Source organism: Pseudomonas sp. NFACC04-2 (genome assembly GCF_900119265.1).
Classification (GTDB): Bacteria; Pseudomonadota; Gammaproteobacteria; order Pseudomonadales; family Pseudomonadaceae; genus Aquipseudomonas; species Aquipseudomonas fluorescens_AA.
Genome location: NZ_FPJC01000001.1, coordinates 21,004 through 37,932, shown reverse-complemented (window position 1 = coordinate 37,932; position 16,929 = coordinate 21,004). Strand labels below are relative to the sequence as shown.

Genomic DNA, 16,929 nt, shown 5'->3' with positions numbered 1-16,929 from the left:
AAAAACAAAAAGCCACTGCGGAGAATGCCATGAGCATGCAACAGGTTGGGCAGGACGGTCTGGACACCTGGAACCGGGATCTGCGGGCGACTTGCGGCCACTTCGAGACCGAGCTGGCCTTCAATCGCGCGCTGTTCATTGGCGAAGTATCGAATTTCCATCGGGGTGGCCTTGCCCTCGCGAACCTGCGCACCAATGCCGGTAGCATCAAGCGTCACTCACCCAACGCCGATCACGATGATGACCAGGATTGCCTTCTGGTCAGCCAGCGCAGCGGCTACTGCCGCATTACCCAGAGCGGTCGGAGCATCCAGTTGGCGCCCGGTGAATTGTTGCTGATGGACTCCGTTGGGGCGCTTGAGATCACCCCGTTCGGCCTGATCGAGCATGCGGTGCTGTCCTTGTCTCGTCAGGAGGTGTCGCGACAACTGGGCGGGGAAACCAAGACTTTCGGCAAGGTGTCGTCCAGCAAGGCGTGTGGACGGATGCTGCATGTGTTGATGGACCAACTGTGCAAGGACACACCGGACGGCGAGAGCGCGGCGGGCGAGGGTGAAGCCTTGCAGAGTGCTTTCGTTTCACTGTTGGGCTCGGCCCTGGAACAGGGGAGCGATGGCCGTGACGAAGGGGTGGCCTTGCAGGGCAGCCACCTGCGCAGCTACGTGCAAAAGGTCATCGACGAATCACTGACCCAACCCGGCCTCAGCCCGGTGGGCCTGGCCAATCGGCTGAATATTTCGGTGCGGCATCTGTATCGTTTGTTCGAAGAGCAGGATGACAGTGTTTGCCGCTACATCCAGCGGGCCCGCCTCAAGCGCAGCGCCGATGACCTGACCAACCCGTTCCTGCGGGACGAGTCCATTACGTCCATCGCCTACAAGTGGGGCTTTACCGATTCGGCGCATTTCAGCCGTTCGTTCAAGAAGCAGTTCGAGCTGTCGCCCAAGGAGTTTCGCTCCAGCCGTTTGCAGGTGGGGCAGGTGGGGCAGGGGGTGGCGTGAATGAGGTCGTCGTTGATTGGACGATCGCTATCGCGAGCAAGCTCGCTCCCACAAAGGGATTTGTGATGAATATGCTTTTTGTGGGTGACACTGGAAAGTGTGTGAGCGAGCTGCTCGCGATGACGGTAGTCCATCCACCCTCACCGCAAGCTGACTCTCCCACTCAGCCTCAGACCTCCGGCAACGTCGAACCCCCATCGACCACCAACGTCTGCCCGGTCACATAACTGGCCAGGCTCGACGCCAGGAACAGCATGGCGCCAGCGATGTCGCTCGGTTGGCCCAATCGACCCAGCGGCACCCGGCGGGCAATGTCCTGGTTGACTTCATCGTCGCCCAGGTTGGCCATGGCCGGTGTCGCGATCATGCCCGGCTCGACCCCGTTGACGCGGACATTCTCAGCCGCCAGTTCCAGCGCGGCGTTACGAATGAAACCGTTGACCCCGGCCTTGGAGGCCGCGTAGTGGCTGAGCCCCGGATACGCCACCCGCGGGCCGGTGACCGAGGAGGTCACCAGCACGCAGCCTCGGCCCTGGCGCCGGAACATCGGCAGCGCCGCCTGGGTCACCCAGAACAGCGCCGACAGGTTCACCGCCAGCGTTCGTTCAAGTATCGCCGGGGTGATCTCGGCGAACGGCGTCAGTGGAAAATACCCGGCGTTGTGCACCAGGGTGTCCAGTCTTCCCAAGCGCTGTTCCAGCGCGGTCATCATTTCGAAGATCGCCGTCGCGTCGGCCAGGTCAACACCCACCGCCTGCACCTGACAGTCCACGGCCGCCAGTTCGTCAGCTACCGCCTCGGCGCGGGCCAGGCCCAGGTCGGCAATGACCACACGAGCCCCGCGCAGGGCAAACGCTTCGACGATGGCCCGGCCAATGCCCTGGGCGCCGCCTGTGACCAGTACGGTCTGGCCGCTGAAATCCAGATCCTCAGACATCGCTGGCCTCCATTCGGCTGAAGGCCAGTGTCGGCACGTCGACGATGCTGGAGCCACCATCGGCCACCAGCGTCGCCCCGGTGATGATCGACGCATCGGGCGAAGCCAGGAAGCGACAGACGTTGGCGATTTCCTCGGCACTGGCCGCTCTGCGCAACGGTACATCGGCGCAGACCCGGTCATAGGCCTGTTGCAACGTTTCGTCATGGAACTGCATCAATGCCTGCATTTCTTCATCGGCCATGGGCGTGCGGACCCAGCCTGGGCAGACCGCATTGACCCTTACGCCGTGAGGCCCGTAATCCCTTGCCAGGGAGCGGTTGAGGCCCAGCAGTGCGTGCTTGGCGGAGGTGTAGCCGCACACGTGGGGGCCTGCCGCCAATGAAGCGATGGAGGCGATCAGCACAATGTTGCCGGCGCTTTCCTGCAGCAGTGGCAGGCACGCTCGGGTGCTGTAGAAAGCGCTGTCGAGGTTGCTGCGCAGTGCCGCTTCCCAGGCCGATGGCTGAGTCTCAGTGGCGCTGCCCATTCCCAAGCCACCGGCACAGGCGAGCAGCACGTCGAGTCGGCCATAGTGCGTGCGAATCTGCTCGACGAAGCCGTCCCAGGTGTCTGGACAGGCCGCGTCGCCCACCAGCACCAGGCCGCCGATGTCCTCGGCGATTGCTTCCAGGGGTTCGCGACGGCGGCCAATCAGCACCAGGTTGGCCCCTTCGGCGGCATACAGGCGGGCGCAGGCGGCACCGATGCCGGTACCGGCACCGGTGATCACGACGGTGCGTGATTCAGGCATCGGGATACTCCGTCTGATTGAGCACTTGGCAGTAGGAACTGACCGGAAAATTGGAAAACTCATCGAAGGACTCACCGGCATAGCCGAAGATCTTGCCGTCGCTGCGGTGCTGCTGCAGGTCGATCAGCACCAACCCCAGAGTCGGGATGATTTTTTCTCGCCACACGAACAGGTACAACTGATCGGCGATCTTGTAGGTGTCGCAGCGATCGGTGTCGCACAGGCCTTGCTCGACGCCTTTGAGGCACTGCCACGAGTAGAATTGGTCGTTGAGATAAATGTGTTCGTAGACTTCGCTCGGGCTATAGCGATACAGGTTGCGCAGCCCCACCAGCTCGGTGGTCGGTGCGTGCGAGCACAGGCCAGGCTGCCAGGGACGGTCGAGACTACCGTGCAGGAACTGCGCTTGAACCGATGTCAGTGGCTTGCCGGCCAATGCCCGGCTGTAGAGGCCTTCGCCGGTTTCTGGCTGGCTTGGCATGCGGCCGATCACGGCGGTGAAGGCGGCGCTGGCGGTATCGAGCACGAGGCTTATCGACGAGGTCAGCTCGCCTTCGCGCTTGATGAAGTCCACCAGGTACAGGCCCGGGCGCACGGATGTGGCCCGGTAGGTGGCGGTGCCGCTGGAATGCCCATCGGCGGCGTTCCAGGTCAGGGTGTCCTGCTCGAAGCGATGCTCGATCTGCCAGCCGTTGGCGAAGTGCAGAGTGAACGTCTTGCCGTCCAGGTCGGCCAGGTTTGGCAGGATGAAGGCTTCGGGGGCAAAGCCATCGGCCAGGGCGCCGACGGTGATCCAGTCTGTAGATGTGCTCATTTGCAAGGCTCCGGTGGTTGAATTAGCCACTCGGATCATGCGGCGCCGCGCAGTGGCGGCCTATCAACCGAATGGTTGATCAGAGGAACAGTGCGCTGACCAGCTCGGTACGACTGCTCACACCGACTTTGCGGAACAGGTGGATCAGGTGAGTCTTGATGGTCGGCAAGCCCACCCCCAGTTCCCGGGCCAATTGTTTGTTACTGACGCCTTGACGTAGCAGCCAGGCAATCTGGCGTTCCTTGGGTGTCAAGTCGCCCAGGGCATCCTCATGGGCCGGCAAATGGGCCACGGCCAGTTGCAGCAAGGCCTGCAACGCGCTGAGTTGGCTCAACTGCTGACGGGTGAAGACACCTTGCTCGGCGGTGCGCAACAACGAAATCGCGGCTTGGGGCTGGCCATCGCGATGGGCGAAGACTTCCACCACGTCGACCACGCCGTAGCGTTGCAGGAAATCGCGATAACGATGGTTGTCACGCAACGGTTGGCGGGCCATCGCCAGGTCCAGCGGCACCACGGCCAGTTCGCTGGACGCGCAGTGGCGCGGGTGCAGTGGGTCGAACTGGCGGTAATTGTCCAGGTAGTCGCGGTGCATCTCGCCGCTCATCCCATGGAGGCTGAAGTCGTGGGCTTGCAACTGCCGATCCACGCAGTAGAACGCCGCCCGGCTGACGGGAACCAGTTGGGTGAAGGCGTGCAAGCAATGGCCGGCGATGTCCTGGGTAGGGATGACGTTCATGGTCGCTACCTGCGCAAGGGGGGGCCGCCGGTGGGGCCGGCAGCCCTGTCCGGTCAGACTACCGCGAAGTAGTGCTTGACGAAACTTTCGCTGACCACTTCCCACAGCACCGGCGTGCCCTTGGTCACGAACCAGCTGTCGCCGGCCTTGTAGCGAGTGCTCTGGCCGGTGGCTTCGTCAGTGAGGACCACTTCACCAGTGACCACGGTGGCTTGTTCGGCGAAGGGGTAGACCATCCGGAACTTGCCTTGAGTGGTACCGAAGTAGGCGCTGCTGACCGGGTCGGTGGGGGCGCCGAAGGTCATCTTGCCGAAGGCCTTGACTTCGCCTTCGAGAATCTGCGAACCCAGGTCGGCGACGGTGCCCCAGGCGTCCAGGTCGGACAGCTGGATATCTTTTTCGAGGGTGATGAGGGGCATGGCAGGTGACTCCTGATGATTGAAAGAAAGAAGGAGATTGGCCGTCAGCGACGGCCGTTCCAGTAGCCCGACAACTGATGCCAGGATTTGCCGGCAGTCAGCAGCAATGGACGAATGGCGTCTTTGCCGATGATGGTCGGGCGGTGGATCGAACTGACCAGGTCGTAGCGCGCCGAGCCTTCGCTCATGCCTTCGGCCAGCACCTTGCAGATGATGTGGCTCGGGGTGACGCCAAAGCCTGAGTAACCCTGGACGAAAAACGCGTTGCTGCGCCCCGGCAGGGTGCCGATCTGCGGGAACAGGTTCGGGCTGCAGGCCATCGGCCCGCCCCAGGCCAGATCGATCTTCACGTCCTTGAGGTACGGGAAAATCTTCAGCATCAAGCGCCGGTTCCAGGCCTTGAGATCCTGGGGAATGTGTTCCACCAGCGGCGTGGCGGCACCGAACAGCAGGCGGTTTTCGTTGGTGACGCGGTAGTAGTCGATCACCGGGCGAATGTCGCTGTAGGCACCGCGAATCGGGCTGATGCGCTGGATCAGTTCGTCCGACAGTGGCTCGGTCATCATCTGGAAGGCGTAGGTGTTGATGGTCGAGCGGTGCAGTTCCGGTTCCAGCTTGTTGAGGAAACTGTCGCAGGCCCAGAGCAGCTTGCTGGCCCTGACCGAGCCGCGTCCGGTGCGCACGGTGATGCGTTCGCCATAGCTGACTTCCAGGGCCGGGCTGTTTTCGAAAATCCGCACGCCGTGGCTGACCACCGCCTTGGCTTCACCCAGCAGCAGGTTCAGCGAGTGCACATGCCCGCCGCCCATGTGCAGCAATGCGCTGCTGTAGGCCTTGGAACCGATGATCTGCTGCACGTCGGAGCCGCCGAGGAAGCGGATCTCATGTTTGCTATTGATCGACTTGAAGTCTTTTTCCCAGGCTCGCAGGGTTTTTTCCTGGCGGGCGTTGAATCCCATGTAGCCGTAGCCATGGCAGAAGTCGGCATCGATGGCGTACTTGGCGATACGGTCCTTGATGATGTCGGCGCCCAGGTCGCTGATTTCGAAGACCTGGCGCAGGCCGTCTTCACCGACGTCCTTCTTGATCTTTTCCAGGTCATGCCCGATGCCGGCCATGATCTGCCCGCCATTGCGCCCGGTGCCGCCGAACCCAAGGTAACGTGCCTCCAGCACCACGATGTTGGCGATGCCTTTTTCGGCGAGCTCCAGCGCGGTATTGATGCCGGAGAAACCACCGCCAATGACCACGACGTCGGCTTCCACGTCCTGTTCCAGCGTGGGGAAGCTGAGGTTGTATTTCTTGGTGGCCGTGTAATAGGTGGGCGTTTCGATATTGATCATGACGCAACCTGACAAATGGAAAGGAAACTCCGTTGCCACGCCTACGCAAGGCATTGCAAGGGATAGCCCTATTAAGGGCCTTGGCGAGGTACTTGTCTTGATCATCCGTGCCGGCATCTTTGACCGAGCGCGCCATGGCGCCGAAACCTGGCCCATGAAAAGTACAATCTTGGATCTGGAAGGTGCATTTTTCACCTGCCCGCGATTGCCCATACTGGACCGGCCTTAATCACTGATCCCGCTGTTTGCGCAACCTGAGGTTGCCGGGCAAAGGCGGGGTCGGCAGACGCCAATAATAAAAGAGCCCGTCCATGAAAAAGCCAAACCCGCTGCTCGAAGACCTCAAGCCCCTCCTGCCGGCCATCGCCGCCCATGCCTTCCAGGCGGAGAAAGACCGTAGCGTGCCTGCCGAGAATATCGCCCTGCTCAAAAGCATCGGCATGCACCGGGCCTTCCAGCCGAAACCCTACGGTGGCCTGGAGATTTCCCTGCCGCAGTTCGCCGATTGCATCGCGCTGCTGGCCGGTGCCTGTGCCAGCACGGCCTGGGCCATGAGCCTGTTGTGCACCCACAGCCATCAGTTGGCAATGTTCCCGGCCAAGGCCCAGCAAGAGGTCTGGGGCGATGACCCGGATGCCACCGCCAGCAGCAGCATCGCGCCGTTTGGCCGCACCGAGGAGGTCGACGGCGGTGTGATGTTCAGCGGTGAAATGGGCTGGAGCAGTGGCTGCGATCACGCTGAATGGGCGATCGTAGGTTTTCGCCGGAAAAACGCCGAAGGCACCCAGGATTATTGCTTTGCGGTGCTGCCGCGCAGCGATTATGAAATTCGCGACGACTGGTTCGCGGTGGGCATGCGCGGCAGTGGCAGCAAGACGTTGATCATCGACAACGCTTTCGTGCCGGAACACCGGATTCAGAAGGCCAAGGACATGATGGAAGGCAAGTCCGGCGGATTCGGCTTGTACCCCGACAGCAAGATTTTCTACTCGCCGTACCGGCCGTACTTCGCCAGTGGTTTCTCCACGGTCAGCCTGGGCGTGGCCGAACGCATGCTGGAGGTCTTTCGCGAGAAAACCAGAAACCGCGTGCGGGCCTACACCGGCGCGGCCGTCGGTGCCGCTACCCCGGCGTTGATGCGCCTGGCCGAATCCACCCACCAGGTGGCGGCGGCCCGTGCCTTCCTCGAGAAAACCTGGCAGGAGCACGCCGAACATGGCGAGCGCCACGAATACCCCAGCCGGGAAACCCTGGCGTTCTGGCGGACCAACCAGGGGTACGCCACCAAGATGTGCATCCAGGCTGTCGACCGCTTGATGGAGGCAGCCGGCGGCGGCGCCTGGTTCGAGAACAACGAGTTGCAACGGCTGTTCCGCGATGCCCACCTGACCGGCGCCCATGCCTACACCGACTACGACGTCTGCGCGCAGATCCTCGGTCGTGAGTTGATGGGGCTCGAACCCGATCCGTCCATGGTTTGACCGCCTGTCCTTAGAACAATAATCGAGGCCGCCCCTTGAGGCGGCCGGGAGTCTTGCATGTCCACTCTTTGTGATACCGCTTTCGACACCCGCGCGTTCCGCCGGGCGCTGGGTAACTTCGCCACCGGCGTGACCGTGGTCACCGCCGCCTCTGAAGATGGCCGCAAGGTCGGTGTGACGGCCAACAGTTTCAACTCGGTGTCCCTGGACCCGCCACTGATCCTGTGGAGCATCGACAAGCGCTCCAGCAGCCACGAAGTGTTCGAAGCCGCCAGCCATTTTGCGGTGAATGTGCTGGCTGCCGACCAGATCGACCTGTCGAACAACTTCGCTCGACCCAAGGAGGACCGTTTCGCTGAAATCCAGTTCGAGACCGGCGAAGGTGGCGCCCCGGTGTTTGTCGATTGCTCGGCGCGTTTTCACTGTGAAAAATTCCAGCAGGTCGATGGCGGCGATCATTGGATCATGATCGGCAAGGTCTTGGCCTTTGACGATTTCGGACGCTCGCCCTTGCTCTATCACCAGGGCGCCTACTCGATGGTGTTGCCCCACACTCGCATGACCAAACGGGAAGAGGGCCAGTCCCCCAGCAGTCATTTCCAGGGCCGCTTGAGCCATAACCTGTACTACCTGATGACCCAGGCGCTGCGGGCTTATCAGGCCAGCTACCAGCCGCGTCAATTGTCCACTGGGTTGCGTACCAGCGAAGCGCGGATGTTGATGGTGCTGGAGAACGACGCCGGGCTGAACCTGTGCGACCTGCAGCGGGAGGTGGCGATGCCGGTGCGCGAGATCGAAGAGGCTGTGGCCAACCTCAAGCGCAAGGGCCTGGTGAGCGATGAAGGCGAGCGGGTACGCTTGACCGCCAAGGGCATCGATGAAACCGAAGGGCTCTGGGCCATCGCCAAGGAACAGCAGGACAAGGTGTTCGGCCAGTTCAGCGAAGAACAGGTCGAGCATTTCAAACAAGTGCTCAAGGGTGTGATCAAGGGCGCTTGAGCGACATGACTGGCATCCACCCTGCTCAAGCCGATGCATTTCTGTGGGAGCGAGCTTGCTCGCGATGGCGGTGGCCCTGTCGATACGGATGTTGACTGACAGGCCCCTATCGCGAGCAAGCTCGATCCCACAGGGTTATGTGTGCAGCCCAGCGGGAGCAAGCGCCCTCGCCACAAGTTCCATCGCTGATCCGGATTCTGTGAACGGATAGTCCGATATGGATTGGAAGCTGTTAAGATTTAGTTAACTCATTAACTAAATCCTCTCGCGAACCCAATCCATGCCCAAGCCGCGCCAATCCTTGACCTTGACCCTGCTACAGGCCCGTGAAGCGGCCATGGGTTTTTTCCGGCCTTCCCTCAATCAGCACGGCTTGACCGAGCAGCAATGGCGAGTCATCCGGATTCTCAGCCAGCACGACGAGCTGGAGATCAATCGCCTGGCCGAACTGGCCTGCATCCTCAAGCCCAGCATGACTGGTGTGCTGGTGCGCATGGAAGCGGCGGGCATGGTGGTGCGGCGCAAGGCCGAACAGGACCAACGGCGGGTGCTGGTGCGCCTGGCGCCGCAAGGGCAGGCGAGCTTCGATTCGATGAGCCAGAGCATGGAAGAGAACTACCGGCGTTTGCAGCACAAGTTAGGGGAGGAAAAACTGCAGACGTTGCTGGGGTTGCTCAATGAGCTGAAGATGATCAGGCGCTGAGATCCGCAAGCGAACCCGCTTCTGTGGCGAGGGAGCTTGCTCCCTCGCCACAGGGTATCCGGCAACGTCAGTCAGTACACGCCCCCAACCGCGGGCTTCGCTAGGTCCTTGAACGTCGCCGCCAGTGTCTGCAAGCCCCGCATCAACACCGTCGTATCCACGCCCACCGCGACAAACGCCGCGCCGAGTTCGATGTAACGGCGAGCCAGTTCTTCATCGGCGCTGAGAATCCCGGCGGCTTTGCCGGCCTGGCGAATGCGGGCGATGGCGTCTTCGATGGCCGCTTGTACCTCCGGGTGGCCGGGATTGCCGCGAAACCCCATGGACGCGCTCAGGTCCGCCGGGCCGATAAAGACCCCATCCACACCTTCCACTGCGGCAATGGCATCCAGGTTGGCCAGGCCTTCGCGGCTCTCGATCTGCACCAGCAGGCACATCTGTTCATCGGCCTTGTCGAGGTAACCGGGGATGCTGTTCCAACGTGACGCCCGGGCCAGCGCGCTGCCGACGCCACGTATACCCTGGGGCGGGTAGTGGATGGCGCGCACCAGTTCGCGGGCCTGGCCGGGGCTTTTCACCATTGGCACCAGCAGGGTTTGAACGCCGATGTCGAGCACCTGCTTGATCAACGCCGTGTCACCGACCGCCGGGCGTATCACCGGCTGGCCGGGGTAGGGCGCCACGGCCTGGAGCTGGCCGAGCAGGGTGCGCAAATCGTTGGGCGCGTGTTCGCCGTCGATCAGCAGCCAGTCGAAGCCGGCATTGGCCGCCAGTTCCGCACAGTAGGCATCGGCCAACCCCAGCCACAGGCCGATCTGTGCCTCGCCGCTGCGCAGGCGTTGCTTGAAGGTATTGATGGGCATGTCCATGAGGTGGTCTCCGATCAGACGAAACGGCAGGCGATGGAACCGAGCATGTCGTAGTCGACATGGAAGGTATCGCCGGGGTTGGCGGCCACGGGGCGGGTGAAGGAGCCACCGAGGATGATCTGTCCCGGTTGCAGGGTGACGTCATAGGCCGCCAGCTTGTTCGCCAGCCAGGCCACGCCTTTGGCCGGGTGATTGAGCACCGCCGCCGAGACACCGGACTCTTCGATCACACCGTTGCGATAGAGCACTGCCGGCACCTTGCGCAGGTCGATCTCGGTCGGGCGTACGGCGCGGCCACCCATGACCACCCCGGCATTGGCAGCGTTGTCGGAAATGGTGTCGAACACCTTGCGGGTCGCCTTGGTCTGCGGGTCGATCTGCTGGATACGCGCATCGATGATTTCCAGCGCCGGGATCACCCATTCGGTTGCGTCGAGCACGTCGAACACCGTCACGTTGGGGCCTTTCAAGGGCTTGCCCAGGATGAACGCCAGCTCCACTTCCACCCGTGGCACGATGAAACGCTCGAACGGAATATCGGTGCCTTCGTCGAAGAACATGTCGTCCAGCAGCGCGCCGTAGTCGGGTTCGGTGATGTTCGACGACACTTGCATGGCGCGGGAGGTCAGGCCGATCTTGTGGCCGACCAGCTTGCGCCCGTCCTGGATTTTTTGTGCCACCCAGGCACGCTGGATGGCGTAGGCATCCTCAATGGTGATGTCCGGGTGATCCAGGGAAAACTGCCGTACCTGTTCGCGGGAGCGTTCGGCACGGTCGAGGCGGGCAGCGGCTTGCTGGATGAAGGTCTGGTCAAGCATGGCAAGGGTCTCTTATTGAGGATTGACGATGGCCGCCCGGGTGCGCAGCACCAGCAAGCCGCCAAGGGCGATGAGCAGGGCCAGTACGTACAGGGCGAGGCTGGCGCTCTGGGTGGTGTCGCGCATCCAGCCGATCAGGTAGGGCGCGAAAAACGAGGCGATGCTGCCGAAGGAGCTGATCAGGGCGATGCCGGCGGCCTGGGTGCCGTTGGACAGGAAGGCCGGCGGCAATTGCCAGAACATCGGCAGCGCCGCACTGGCACCCATGCCGGCGACGATCAGGCCAGTCAGCACCAGAGTCGGGTTCGCGGGTGAGAGCCCGGCGACGGCAATGCCTGCCGCAGCCATCAACAGCGGCACGCAGAGGTGCCAGCGGCGTTCACGGTTGCGGTCGGAGGAGCGCCCGCAGCCGATCATGAAAAAGCAGCCCGCCAGGTAGGGCACCGCGCTGAGCAGCCCGACCTTGCCATCGCTGCCGATGCCGGCGCCATGGATCAGGGTCGGCATCCAGAAGGCCAGGGTGTTCACCGCCAGCATCACCGCGAAATATACCGCCACCAGCAGCCAGACCTGTGGGTTGTTGAGGATCGCCGAGAACGAGGTAATGGATTTGCGCTGTTCTTCAAGGCTCAGTTGTTCACGCAATTGCTGCTTGGCGTGCGGTGTGAGCCAGTTGACCGTCTCGAAACTGTCCGGCAGACACTTGAGCACCACGAGGCCGAGCAGGATTACCGGCAGCCCTTCGATGACGAACATCCACTGCCAGCCGCGCAACCCGCCAAGGTCATGGAAATGCTCGAGAATGCCGCCGGACAATGGACCGCCAATCACCCCAGCCATCGGTACGGCAATGGCAAACAAGGCGGTCACCTGGGCCCGGCGCCGGGCCGGATACCAACGATTGAGAAAGACCAGGATGCCAGGAAAGAAACCAGCCTCGGCTACGCCGAGCAGGAAGCGCAACACGTAGAAACCCGCGGCGCTCTCGATGAGGAACATGCCGGTGGACAGGGCACCCCAGACCACCATCAGCGTGGCGATCCAGCGTCGCGGACCGACCCGGTCCAGGGCCATGTTGCTGGGCACGCCAAACAGCGCATAAGCGATGAAAAACAGGCCGGCGCCGAAGCCGTAGACCGTATCGCTGAATTGCAGGTCGGCGCTCATCTGCATCTTCGCGAAGCCGATGTTGATGCGATCCAGGTGGGCTAAGAGGTAGCAGACCAGCAGCAACGGCATCAGCCGCCAGGTGATGGTGGCATGGGTGCGGTCGTGGGCGACGGTGCCGGCAGTGTTGGCGGTATTGGCTGTGCTCATGATCTTGTACTTTTTGTCAGAGAGGCCGATGGGACGAACGGGTAGGCAGGCTTAGCTTGTCTGGGCCTTGAGGAAGGCATGGACATTGTTGGCCTTGAAGTTGAGTTGCTCGTGCAGTTCGATCATTTCGAACGACAGCGCCAGCAGACGCTCGGTCTGGAGTTCTTCGAAGTGCGCGGTGATCATTTCGAAGAGTTTTTCCGCGACGTTCTGGCGGGTGGCCAGGTCGCGACCATGGCCGATTTTCAAGGTCATGTGCACGAAGGCGTAATCATGCTTGCCGTCGGCCATGCGCCAGGTGTCCAGGCGCACGCCGCGGCTGCGAATACCGCCCAGGGGGAACACGCCGCTGTCGCTCAGCAAAGCGTGGACCTTTTCAAACAGGCCGGGCAGGTCGGCTTGTCGTTCGATGTTGTCGGTGTACTCAGCGATGAAATGCGGCATGGGAGCCTCCTGCGTCGGCAGCTTCGAGTGGTGAGCTACAAGCGGCAAGTTGCAAGCGATCCGCTTGCAACTTGTGGCGGTTTCTTAGACTGGGAAAATGGCGTTGATCTGGCCGGTGCCGGAGCTGCCGAAAGGCTCGGTGATGATTTCGGCGGGCTTGTCGTAGTCCGGTCCGCCGAGCAACCCCAGCAGCATCGCCGTGTCATGCATCTTGCCTTCGCCGAAGCAGTGTTCGGCATAGTCCGGGAGCATCGCGCAGAACTCTTTCCAGCGGCCCTGGCGCCACATCTCGACGACGTGCAGGTCGACCTGCTTGTCGAATTCCCGTGTCCAGTTGTGGATGTTGGCTTCAGCGTTGCGATCATCGGAGAAACGGTGCGACAGCGAACCGGATGCCAGCACCAGCACCTTGCGGTCGCTTTTCTCGATGGCCCGGCGCACGGCGGCGCCGAAGATGAAGCTGTCTTGCAGGCGATGCCAGGCGCACCAGGCGGCAATCGAAACGACGTTGAGTTTCTGCTCCTGCGGGACATCCATGTGCATGTAGCGCATGGGCACCAGCGTGCCGTATTCCAGCTCAAGGCTTGGGATGTTGTGGGCCAGGGTGCGCACATCGACGGCATTGGCCTCGGCGGCGATCAGCTCGCCCAGTTCCGGGGCGCCTGAGTATTCGTACTCCATGTTCTTGATGAAGTGTGGCAGCTCGTTGCTGGTGTAGACGCCCTTGAAGTGCTCGCCGCTGTTGACATGATAGGCGCTGTTGACCAGCCAGTGCACGTCGAACACCACGGCGGTATCGGCCCCCAGTTCACGGGCGCGACGGCCGATTTCCTTGTGGCCGGCAATCGCGGCGGCGCGGCAACCGTGGTGCTTGCCGGGCAGCTCCGACAGGTACATCGAGGGAACGTGGCAGATTTTCGCAGCCAGGACGACTTCGCCCATGATGATTCTCCTGAAAAATTGTTCTTGTTGAATCTCGGGACAGCGGGTGAATCAAGTATCGATGATGAACCTTGTGGCGAGGGAGCTTGCTCCCGCTCGATTGCGCAGCAATCGCCAGGAAAAGCGGGGGCCGCTTCGCAGCCCAGCGGGAGCAAGCTCCCTCGCCACAGGGTGTATCACTTGCCATAGGTGCACGGGGTATCAATCGGTGCGGTTATACCCCCCACCGCGGTATGTGATGACTGCCCATGGAAATGCACACGTTCTTGATCTCGGCGAACACTTCAAAGCTGTACTGTCCACCTTCGCGACCGGTTCCGGAACCCTTCACGCCGCCGAAAGGCTGGCGCAGGTCGCGCACGTTCTGGCTGTTGATGAACACCATGCCGGCCTCGATGCCGTGGGCCAGGCGATGGGCCTTGCCGATGTCCTGGGTCCAGATGTACGAGGCCAGGCCATATTCGGTGTCGTTGGCCAGTTGCAAGGCCTCGGCTTCATCCTTGAACGGGATCAGGCACACCACCGGGCCGAAGATTTCTTCCTGGGCGATGCGCATCTTGTTGTTGACGTCGGCGAACACCGTCGGCTGTATGAACTGGCCGCGGCTCAAGTGCGCCGGCAGGTTGGCCGGGCGTTCCAGGCCACCTGCCAGCAGGGTGGCGCCTTCTTCGAGGCCGATCTTGATGTAGCCGGTGACCTTGTCGTAATGGGCCTGGGTGATCATCGAACCGACCTGGGTTTTCGGGTCTTGCGGGTCGCCGACGATCAGGCGTTTGGCGCGGGCGGCAAACTCGGCCACGAATTGCGGGTAGACGCTTTCCTGGATGAAGATCCGGCTGCCGGCGGTGCAGCGTTCGCCATTGAGAGAAAAAATGGTGAACAGTGCCGCGTCGAGTGCCCGTTCCAGGTCGGCGTCTTCGAAAATCAGCACCGGCGACTTGCCGCCCAGTTCCATCGAGTACTTTTTCAGCCCGGCGGTCTGCATGATTTTCTTGCCGGTGGCGGTGCCACCGGTGAAGGAGATTGCCCGTACATCCGGGTGGCGCACCAGTGCATCGCCGGCGGTGGCGCCGTAACCCTGGATCACGTTCAACACGCCATTGGGAATGCCGGCCTCGACGGCCAGGCGCCCCAGCTCGTTGGCGGTCAGCGGCGACAGTTCGGACATCTTCAGTACGGCCGTGTTGCCCAGGGCCAGGCACGGCGCGGTCTTCCAGGTCGCGGTCATGAACGGCACGTTCCAAGGCGATACCAGCGCGCAGACACCCACCGGTTGGTACAGGGTGTAGTTGAGCATCTGGTCGTCGACCGGGTAGGTATGGCCGTCCATCCGCGTGCAGACTTCTGCAAAGAAATCGAAGTTGTGGGAGGCCCGCGGGATCAGCACGTTCTTGGTCTGGTGAATCGGCAAACCGGTGTCGAGGGTTTCCAGTTCGGCCAGCTTCGGCACGTTCTGCTCGATCAGTTCACCGAGCTTGCGCATCAGCCGGGCGCGTTCCTTGGCCGGGGTATTGGCCCATTTCGGAAACGCTTCCTTGGCTGCCGCGACCGCTTGGGCCACTTCCTCGGCGCCGCCGCTGGCGACTTCTCCGATGGCCTCGCCGGTGGCCGGGTTGTAGTTGACGAAGACGTCTTTGCTTTCGACCTCACGGCCGTCGATCCAATGTTTGATCATGCTGCTCAAGCCTCTTTACGAGATGCGAAGAACTCGGCTTCGCTGACAATTCGATTGACCAGGCGGCCGACGCCTTCCACTTCCACCACCACTTCATCACCGGGCACCACGTCCGCCAGGCCTTCCGGCGTGCCGGTGGCGATCATGTCGCCGGGCTGCAGGGTCATGAAGCTGGACAGGTATTCGATCAGGTAGGGGATGTCGAAAATCATGTCCTTCGTGCTGCCTTCCTGGCGCAACTGGCCGTTGATCCAGGTGCGCAGCTTCAGGTTGCTCGGGTCCGGCACATCGGCCACATCGACGATCCATGGGCCGACTGGGGTCGTGGCGTCACGGTTCTTCACCCGCAGGTTGGGGCGGTAGTAGTTTTCCAGGAAGTCGCGGATCGCGTAGTCGTTGCACACGGTGTAGCCGGCCAGGTAATCCAGCGCATCCTCGCGCTTGACGTTGCGCGCGGTTTTGCCAATGACCGCCACCAGCTCGCACTCGTAATGCATGTAGGCAACGTTGTCGGGACGCCAGGTCGCCTGGTTATGGCCGGTGTAGGTCCCTGGCGACTTGATGAACGCCAGGGGTTCGGTCGGTGGCTTGAACGCCAGTTCGGCGGCGTGATCGGCATAGTTCAGGCCCAGGGCAAACATGCTGCCGGTGGCCGGTGGCAGCCACTGGACCTGGTCCTCGGCCAGCAGGCGACCGTCCGCCAGGCGTACGGTGTTGTGAGCTTCGACGGTGACGGCGTGATCCTGGCCTTCAAAACGAATGCGCGCGTGTTTCATGAACCTGCTCCTGTTTCCTCGGCCACGACGTTATTGACCAGACGGCCCAGGCCGCTGATGTCCACTTCGACACGGTCACCGGGCAATACGTCGACCCGCCCCTCAGGCGTACCGGTGATCAGGACGTCGCCGGCATGCAGGGTCATGAACTCGCTGATTTCGGCAATCAACTGGGGAATGTTGCGAACGAAATGGGCCGTGCTGTTTTGCTGGCACACCTCGCCATTGACGTACAGCGTGATCGCCAGGCTGTGGGGGTCAGCCACCTGGGCTAGCGGCACCAGTTCCGGGCCGATGGCACAGAAGCCGTCCCGGCACTTGGCCTTGACGGCGGGGCGGTAATAGCTGTCTTCCGGAAGGCTGAATTCATTGACTACGGTGTAGCCGGCCACGTAGTCCAGGGCTTCGGCGGTGCTGACGCGACTGGCCGACTTGCCCATCACCACGCCCAGGGCCGGTCCGGGTTGCAGCCTTTCGCCATGACCCGGATGAACCACTGCGGCGCCGTGCCGGTTGCGGGTATTGGGCGTCTTGATGAACAGCACGGGCTTGAGCGGCGGCTTCTGGTAGGGCGGTTGCTCGAACTCGGCGAGGCGCTGTTTCAGCAGCCCCTGGTAGTTCAGCGCGACCCCGAACAGGGTGCCGGTCGCGACGTCATGCAGGGCACGGCTCATGCTTGTCTCCTGGCGATGGCAGAGTGATGAGGGCTCTGCGGTTATTGTTAATGTGTTAACAGTTATAATTAAGATGTTAACTATCGTCAAGCGTGACAGAATGACCGGCACTGGTTGCCCCGTCGGATTCGGTGCAGGATGAGTGCGACAGGTACCTGAATCAGAATAAAAACGAGCCCTGCGTG

18 protein-coding genes are annotated in these 16,929 nt (G+C 62.0%); 4 read left to right on the top strand and 14 right to left on the bottom strand.

The window, feature by feature from the left end; all coding sequences use genetic code 11:
- The first annotated feature begins 29 nt into the window (after positions 1-29).
- Positions 30-1,001, top strand: coding sequence for a transcriptional regulator FeaR (feaR, locus tag BT125_RS00180; RefSeq protein ID WP_072404215.1), 972 nt, complete (start codon positions 30-32; stop codon positions 999-1,001).
- A 169-nt stretch (positions 1,002-1,170) separates the two neighbouring features.
- Here the strand turns inward: feaR and BT125_RS00175 are convergent, their stop codons facing one another.
- From BT125_RS00175 to BT125_RS00150, 6 genes are all read right to left on the bottom strand, one after another.
- A complete protein-coding gene (locus BT125_RS00175) occupies positions 1,171-1,938 on the bottom strand; it encodes an SDR family oxidoreductase (protein ID WP_072404213.1) in 768 nt (255 codons plus the stop codon).
- Positions 1,931-2,731 carry an SDR family NAD(P)-dependent oxidoreductase gene (locus BT125_RS00170; RefSeq protein ID WP_072404211.1) on the bottom strand — a complete coding sequence of 267 codons (801 nt, stop codon included), beginning with the start codon at positions 2,729-2,731 and terminating at the stop codon, positions 1,931-1,933. Before BT125_RS00170 ends, BT125_RS00175 begins: the two co-directional genes overlap by 8 nt.
- Positions 2,724-3,545 (bottom strand): molybdenum cofactor biosynthesis F family protein, encoded by an 822-nt coding sequence (locus tag BT125_RS00165; protein ID WP_072404210.1) that lies wholly within the window; start codon positions 3,543-3,545, stop codon positions 2,724-2,726. The genes BT125_RS00170 and BT125_RS00165 overlap by 8 nt, the downstream gene beginning before the upstream one ends.
- A 79-nt stretch (positions 3,546-3,624) precedes the next feature.
- Entirely contained in the window at positions 3,625-4,284 is a 660-nt protein-coding gene (locus BT125_RS00160; protein WP_072404208.1) for a helix-turn-helix transcriptional regulator, read from the bottom strand.
- Between the two features lie 53 nt (positions 4,285-4,337).
- On the bottom strand, positions 4,338-4,703 hold the full coding sequence (locus BT125_RS00155) for a cupin domain-containing protein (protein ID WP_053122428.1): 366 nt from the start codon (positions 4,701-4,703) through the stop codon (positions 4,338-4,340).
- Between the two features lie 44 nt (positions 4,704-4,747).
- Entirely contained in the window at positions 4,748-6,046 is a 1,299-nt protein-coding gene (locus BT125_RS00150; RefSeq protein WP_072404206.1) for an NAD(P)/FAD-dependent oxidoreductase, read from the bottom strand.
- Between the two features lie 311 nt (positions 6,047-6,357).
- On the opposite strand from BT125_RS00150, the gene BT125_RS00145 reads away from it, so the two are divergent.
- The 3 genes from BT125_RS00145 to hpaR all read left to right on the top strand — a co-directional run bounded on the left by BT125_RS00145 (position 6,358) and on the right by hpaR (position 9,229).
- Positions 6,358-7,527, top strand: coding sequence for a p-hydroxyphenylacetate 3-hydroxylase oxygenase component (locus BT125_RS00145; RefSeq protein WP_072404204.1), 1,170 nt, complete (start codon positions 6,358-6,360; stop codon positions 7,525-7,527).
- A gap of 57 nt (positions 7,528-7,584) precedes the next feature.
- The gene (locus tag BT125_RS00140) at positions 7,585-8,526 is read left to right on the top strand and encodes a p-hydroxyphenylacetate 3-hydroxylase reductase component (protein WP_072404203.1); all 942 of its coding nucleotides are present in this window, start codon (positions 7,585-7,587) and stop codon (positions 8,524-8,526) included.
- 280 nt (positions 8,527-8,806) lie between these two features.
- Positions 8,807-9,229, top strand: coding sequence for a homoprotocatechuate degradation operon regulator HpaR (gene hpaR / locus BT125_RS00135; RefSeq protein WP_072404201.1), 423 nt, complete (start codon positions 8,807-8,809; stop codon positions 9,227-9,229).
- 71 nt (positions 9,230-9,300) lie between these two features.
- Here hpaR and hpaI read toward each other — a convergent pair whose 3' ends face one another.
- The 8 genes from hpaI to BT125_RS00095 all read right to left on the bottom strand — a co-directional run bounded on the left by hpaI (position 9,301) and on the right by BT125_RS00095 (position 16,744).
- Entirely contained in the window at positions 9,301-10,098 is a 798-nt protein-coding gene (hpaI, locus tag BT125_RS00130) for a 4-hydroxy-2-oxoheptanedioate aldolase (protein ID WP_072404199.1), read from the bottom strand.
- A gap of 14 nt (positions 10,099-10,112) precedes the next feature.
- A complete protein-coding gene (hpaH, locus tag BT125_RS00125; protein ID WP_060742166.1) occupies positions 10,113-10,916 on the bottom strand; it encodes a 2-oxo-hept-4-ene-1,7-dioate hydratase in 804 nt (267 codons plus the stop codon).
- Between the two features lie 12 nt (positions 10,917-10,928).
- Positions 10,929-12,233 carry an MFS transporter gene (locus BT125_RS00120; RefSeq protein WP_072404197.1) on the bottom strand — a complete coding sequence of 435 codons (1,305 nt, stop codon included), beginning with the start codon at positions 12,231-12,233 and terminating at the stop codon, positions 10,929-10,931.
- 51 nt (positions 12,234-12,284) lie between these two features.
- Entirely contained in the window at positions 12,285-12,677 is a 393-nt protein-coding gene (locus BT125_RS00115) for a tautomerase family protein (RefSeq protein ID WP_072404195.1), read from the bottom strand.
- 84 nt (positions 12,678-12,761) lie between these two features.
- On the bottom strand, positions 12,762-13,619 hold the full coding sequence (gene hpaD / locus BT125_RS00110) for a 3,4-dihydroxyphenylacetate 2,3-dioxygenase (RefSeq protein WP_072404193.1): 858 nt from the start codon (positions 13,617-13,619) through the stop codon (positions 12,762-12,764).
- Positions 13,620-13,833: 214 nt separating this feature from the next.
- Positions 13,834-15,294, bottom strand: a complete 1,461-nt coding sequence (hpaE, locus tag BT125_RS00105; protein ID WP_072404191.1) for a 5-carboxymethyl-2-hydroxymuconate semialdehyde dehydrogenase — start codon at positions 15,292-15,294, stop codon at positions 13,834-13,836.
- Between the two features lie 5 nt (positions 15,295-15,299).
- Positions 15,300-16,070 carry a fumarylacetoacetate hydrolase family protein gene (locus tag BT125_RS00100; protein WP_072404189.1) on the bottom strand — a complete coding sequence of 257 codons (771 nt, stop codon included), beginning with the start codon at positions 16,068-16,070 and terminating at the stop codon, positions 15,300-15,302.
- Entirely contained in the window at positions 16,067-16,744 is a 678-nt protein-coding gene (locus BT125_RS00095; protein WP_072404187.1) for a fumarylacetoacetate hydrolase family protein, read from the bottom strand. The genes BT125_RS00100 and BT125_RS00095 overlap by 4 nt, the downstream gene beginning before the upstream one ends.
- Positions 16,745-16,929: the final 185 nt, after the last annotated feature.

Excerpts from the sequence above, each read along its gene's own strand:
- feaR (WP_072404215.1), top strand. The coding sequence starts at position 30 with ATGAGCATGCAACAGGTTGGGCAGGACGGTCTGGACACCTGGAACCGG.
- BT125_RS00175 (WP_072404213.1), bottom strand. The coding sequence starts at position 1,938 with ATGTCTGAGGATCTGGATTTCAGCGGCCAGACCGTACTGGTCACAGGC.
- BT125_RS00170 (WP_072404211.1), bottom strand. The coding sequence starts at position 2,731 with ATGCCTGAATCACGCACCGTCGTGATCACCGGTGCCGGTACCGGCATC.
- BT125_RS00165 (WP_072404210.1), bottom strand. The coding sequence starts at position 3,545 with ATGAGCACATCTACAGACTGGATCACCGTCGGCGCCCTGGCCGATGGC.
- BT125_RS00160 (WP_072404208.1), bottom strand. The coding sequence starts at position 4,284 with ATGAACGTCATCCCTACCCAGGACATCGCCGGCCATTGCTTGCACGCC.
- BT125_RS00155 (WP_053122428.1), bottom strand. The coding sequence starts at position 4,703 with ATGCCCCTCATCACCCTCGAAAAAGATATCCAGCTGTCCGACCTGGAC.
- BT125_RS00150 (WP_072404206.1), bottom strand. The coding sequence starts at position 6,046 with ATGATCAATATCGAAACGCCCACCTATTACACGGCCACCAAGAAATAC.
- BT125_RS00145 (WP_072404204.1), top strand. The coding sequence starts at position 6,358 with ATGAAAAAGCCAAACCCGCTGCTCGAAGACCTCAAGCCCCTCCTGCCG.
- BT125_RS00140 (WP_072404203.1), top strand. The coding sequence starts at position 7,585 with ATGTCCACTCTTTGTGATACCGCTTTCGACACCCGCGCGTTCCGCCGG.
- hpaR (WP_072404201.1), top strand. The coding sequence starts at position 8,807 with ATGCCCAAGCCGCGCCAATCCTTGACCTTGACCCTGCTACAGGCCCGT.
- hpaI (WP_072404199.1), bottom strand. The coding sequence starts at position 10,098 with ATGGACATGCCCATCAATACCTTCAAGCAACGCCTGCGCAGCGGCGAG.
- hpaH (WP_060742166.1), bottom strand. The coding sequence starts at position 10,916 with ATGCTTGACCAGACCTTCATCCAGCAAGCCGCTGCCCGCCTCGACCGT.
- BT125_RS00120 (WP_072404197.1), bottom strand. The coding sequence starts at position 12,233 with ATGAGCACAGCCAATACCGCCAACACTGCCGGCACCGTCGCCCACGAC.
- BT125_RS00115 (WP_072404195.1), bottom strand. The coding sequence starts at position 12,677 with ATGCCGCATTTCATCGCTGAGTACACCGACAACATCGAACGACAAGCC.
- hpaD (WP_072404193.1), bottom strand. The coding sequence starts at position 13,619 with ATGGGCGAAGTCGTCCTGGCTGCGAAAATCTGCCACGTTCCCTCGATG.
- hpaE (WP_072404191.1), bottom strand. The coding sequence starts at position 15,294 with ATGATCAAACATTGGATCGACGGCCGTGAGGTCGAAAGCAAAGACGTC.
- BT125_RS00100 (WP_072404189.1), bottom strand. The coding sequence starts at position 16,070 with ATGAAACACGCGCGCATTCGTTTTGAAGGCCAGGATCACGCCGTCACC.
- BT125_RS00095 (WP_072404187.1), bottom strand. The coding sequence starts at position 16,744 with ATGAGCCGTGCCCTGCATGACGTCGCGACCGGCACCCTGTTCGGGGTC.